General features: G+C 63.2%; 4 protein-coding genes. 1 reads left to right on the forward strand and 3 read right to left on the reverse strand.

Translation table 11 applies throughout. The features are described 5' to 3' along the window. Window positions 1–819, reverse strand: an 819-nt coding sequence (locus tag VGP39_RS21845) for a beta-ketoacyl synthase N-terminal-like domain-containing protein (protein ID WP_327570174.1), incomplete at its 3' end; no start/stop codon positions are given. 81 nt (window positions 820–900) lie between these two features. Then, window positions 901–1,431, reverse strand: coding sequence for a 3-hydroxyacyl-[acyl-carrier-protein] dehydratase FabA (fabA, locus tag VGP39_RS21850; protein WP_327570175.1), 531 nt, complete (start codon window positions 1,429–1,431; stop codon window positions 901–903). 367 nt (window positions 1,432–1,798) lie between these two features. On the opposite strand from fabA, the gene irrA reads away from it, so the two are divergent. Next, window positions 1,799–2,287, forward strand: a complete 489-nt coding sequence (gene irrA, locus VGP39_RS21855; RefSeq protein WP_414644764.1) for an iron response transcriptional regulator IrrA — start codon at window positions 1,799–1,801, stop codon at window positions 2,285–2,287. Between the two features lie 160 nt (window positions 2,288–2,447). Here irrA and VGP39_RS21860 read toward each other — a convergent pair whose 3' ends face one another. Next, window positions 2,448–2,975: an SH3 domain-containing protein gene (locus VGP39_RS21860; RefSeq protein ID WP_414644765.1), complete on the reverse strand. Its 528-nt coding sequence runs from the start codon at window positions 2,973–2,975 to the stop codon at window positions 2,448–2,450. Window positions 2,976–3,183 lie beyond the last annotated feature (208 nt).

Below are 3,183 nucleotides of genomic sequence, written 5' to 3' on the forward strand. Positions count from 1 at the left end.
CTCGCCCGAAGGCGCCACCATGTCGTAGCCGTCGGAGGTGGCGCCATAGCCGACGATTTCTCCATAGATGCGCGCGCCGCGCGCCTTGGCGTGTTCAAGCTCCTCGAGCACGACGACGCCGGCGCCGCCCGCGATCACAAAACCGTCGCGGCTGACGTCGTAGGCGCGGGACGCGGTGGCCGGGGTGCTGTTGTACTTCGACGACATCGCACCCATGGCGTCGAACAGCACCGACAGCGACCAGTCCAGCTCCTCGCAGCCGCCGGCGAAGATGATGTCCTGCTTGCCGACCTGGATGGTCTCGTAGGCATTGCCGATGCAGTGATTGGAGGTCGCGCAGGCGGACGAGATCGAATAGTTCACGCCCTTGATCTTGAACCACGTCGCCAGCGTCGCGGATGCCGTCGACGACATCGCTTTCGGCACCGCAAACGGGCCGACGCGCTTCGGGCCCTTGGTGCGGGTGGTGTCGGCGGCCTCCACAAGGGTGCGGGCGGACGGGCCGCCAGAGCCCATGATGATTCCGGTGCGCACATTGGAAACATCCGCCGGCTCAAGACCCGCGTCCTGGATCGCCTGCTCCATGGCGACGTGATTCCACGCGGCGCCCTGCCCGAGGAAGCGCATGGCGCGGCGATCGACGAATTCGGCCGGATCGAGCGTCGGCGCGCCCTGCACCTGGGAGCGAAAACCCAGTTCGGCATATTTGTCCGCGCGGGTGATGCCGGACTTGGCCTCATAGAGACTCGCCAGCACTTCCTGGGTGTTGTTTCCGATCGATGAGACAATCCCCATCCCCGTGATGACAACCCGCCTCATGATCGCCTCGCCCTTGTCATTTCGTTGTGGTGTGATGGCCGCCGTCAAAACCCAAGCCGCATCGCCGGCCCGGCATTGACTTCAGATTCCCGGCTGCGGTGCAGCGTTCTGCTTGAACAGACCGACCCTCAAATCCTTCGCGCGATAGATAATATCGCCGTCGGTAGAAAGCCACCCGTCGGCAATACCTAACACCAACCTCGAGCGCATCACGCGCTTGATGTCGATGTTGTACACAATCTTGCGGACGTCCGGCAGCACCTGGCCGGAAAGCTTCAACTCGCCGAGACCCAGCGCCCGACCGCGCCCCTCGCCACCGCTCCAGGCCAGAAAGAAGCCCACCATCTGCCAGAGCGCGTCAAGGCCGAGGCAGCCGGGCATCACCGGGTCGCCCTTGAAATGGCACCCGAAGAACCAGAGGTCCGACTTCACATCGAGTTCGGCGCGAATGATCCCCTTGCCATATTCCCCGCCGGTCGCCGAAATTTCGCTGATGCGGTCGAACATCAGCATCGGCGGCAGCGGCAGCTGGGCGTAGCCCACGCCGAACAATTCGCCGCGGCCGGACGCCAGCAGATCCTCGTATTCGTAACTGCCTCGCCGAACGATCATTTGGGGATGGCCTTGTCTGAAATCCGTCATGCCAATGGTCCGCTTCAAGCGAAACGCGCCATGAGGCCGGGTTGAGGGTTGACGCCGCAAAGCAAGCATTGACCGCGGCAGACTGCCGCCCGCTCTTGCCGAAACCGCGGGAAACGGGTTCGCGCGCTCTCTATCATAAGCCCGTGAACGGGCAAAGCCGCGTCCCCTCCGCGTGAGACAAATCGTCCAAAACCCCCTAAATGTTCTTATCGGACCGGTTTTCCGCAAAAGTTCCCGGAGTTGGGGTCTGGAAACGTTCTAGTTGCGAAAAACTTGCATCTAACCGTTTCCTTACCTATAGTTAGGCCCGTGGTACCTTGAGGTAGCAGAAGTGGATGTGAGTGAAAACGTTGCGGTTTCCAGCGACGACGACGCCGGCGCAAAGATAGCGGCCGGGCGCCAGCCGGCGCTGACCGGGTGCCCATGGCATGACGTCAATGAGATGCTGCAGGTGGCGGGGTTGCGTCCGACCCGGCAGCGCATGGCGCTGGGCTGGCTGTTGTTCGGAAAAGGCGCACGCCATCTCACCGCCGAAATGCTTTATGAAGAGGCCACCCACGCCAAGGTCCCGGTCTCGCTTGCCACCGTCTACAACACGCTCAACCAACTGACCGATGCCGGCCTGTTGCGCCAGGTCAGCGTCGACGGCACCAAGACCTATTTCGACACCAACGTGTCGGCGCATCATCACTTCTATCTCGAAGGCAGTCACGAGCTGGTCGACATTCCCGATCCGCATCTGGTGCTGCAGAAAATGCCCGAGGTCCCCGAAGGCTACGAGATCGCCCGGGTCGACATGGTCGTGCGCCTGCGCAAGAAGCGCTGACTGGTCGTCCCCGCGAAGGCGGGGACCCATAACCCCTGACATCGATGATCAAGGAACGCGTCGGCCGCTGTGCCCCAACGCGCGCACACGGCGTATGGGTCCCGGCTCGCGTTCGCTGCGCTCACTTGGCCGGGACGACGCGGAGATAAGTTCGTAGAACTCACTCCACCTTCTCGTCGGCGTAGACGCCCCACAGCCGCTGCTGTTCGATCCAGCCGTCGAAACCGTTGCCGATGACGCGGCACCAGCCGGCCGCGCACTTCTTGACCTGGGCCACCACGCCGGCCTGCAGGCGGGCCGAGATCGCGCCCGCCGGATCCGGACGATCGTACAGCGAGGCGAGGTCATCCTTGGCCTTCATGGTGATGACCGCAGTGCGGCGGCCGGACAGCAGCGAGTGATAGACCCAGCCCTCGGCGCCTTCGGAATCGCGCACCCGGCGCCAGTTCTCGAACTCGGCGGTGATTTCCACCGGCAGCCCGGAGCGGGTGTAGACCCAGGCCACGTCGTTGTCCTTGGTCGGGCCGGCGCGGACATTGACGTGATCGGATTTCAGGCTGACATAGCGCGGCACCGGCAACCCGCTTGAGGAAACCGCCGTGTCCTTTGCCGAATGTCCGGTGGAGCCCGACGCGCCCAAAAACGCGCCCGCCAGCATCGCGCCCAAGAAAATCTGCCGAAACGCCATTCACTCGTCTCCTGCCGAGAACCAATCTCAACTTCTTTGAGGGGAAGCCCCGATTGTGGTCTGCCCTGCTCTCCCGGGTTGTCTTGGCCCGGCCTTCTGCTAGAGAGGACTGAACGCCAAGGCTCGAGGGAGCATAAGCAAACGCCGGGGCCGCGCCGCAGCGGCAGTTTCGAACACCTAGGTTAATGAGGACTGAACGGTGACGCCA

This window comes from Bradyrhizobium sp., from assembly GCF_036009065.1.
Classification (GTDB): Bacteria; Pseudomonadota; Alphaproteobacteria; order Rhizobiales; family Xanthobacteraceae; genus Bradyrhizobium.

Coding starts and splice junctions, on each gene's coding strand:
- fabA (WP_327570175.1), bottom strand. CDS start 1,431: ATGATCGTTCGGCGAGGCAGTTACGAATACGAGGATCTGCTGGCGTCC.
- VGP39_RS21860 (WP_414644765.1), bottom strand. CDS start 2,975: ATGGCGTTTCGGCAGATTTTCTTGGGCGCGATGCTGGCGGGCGCGTTT.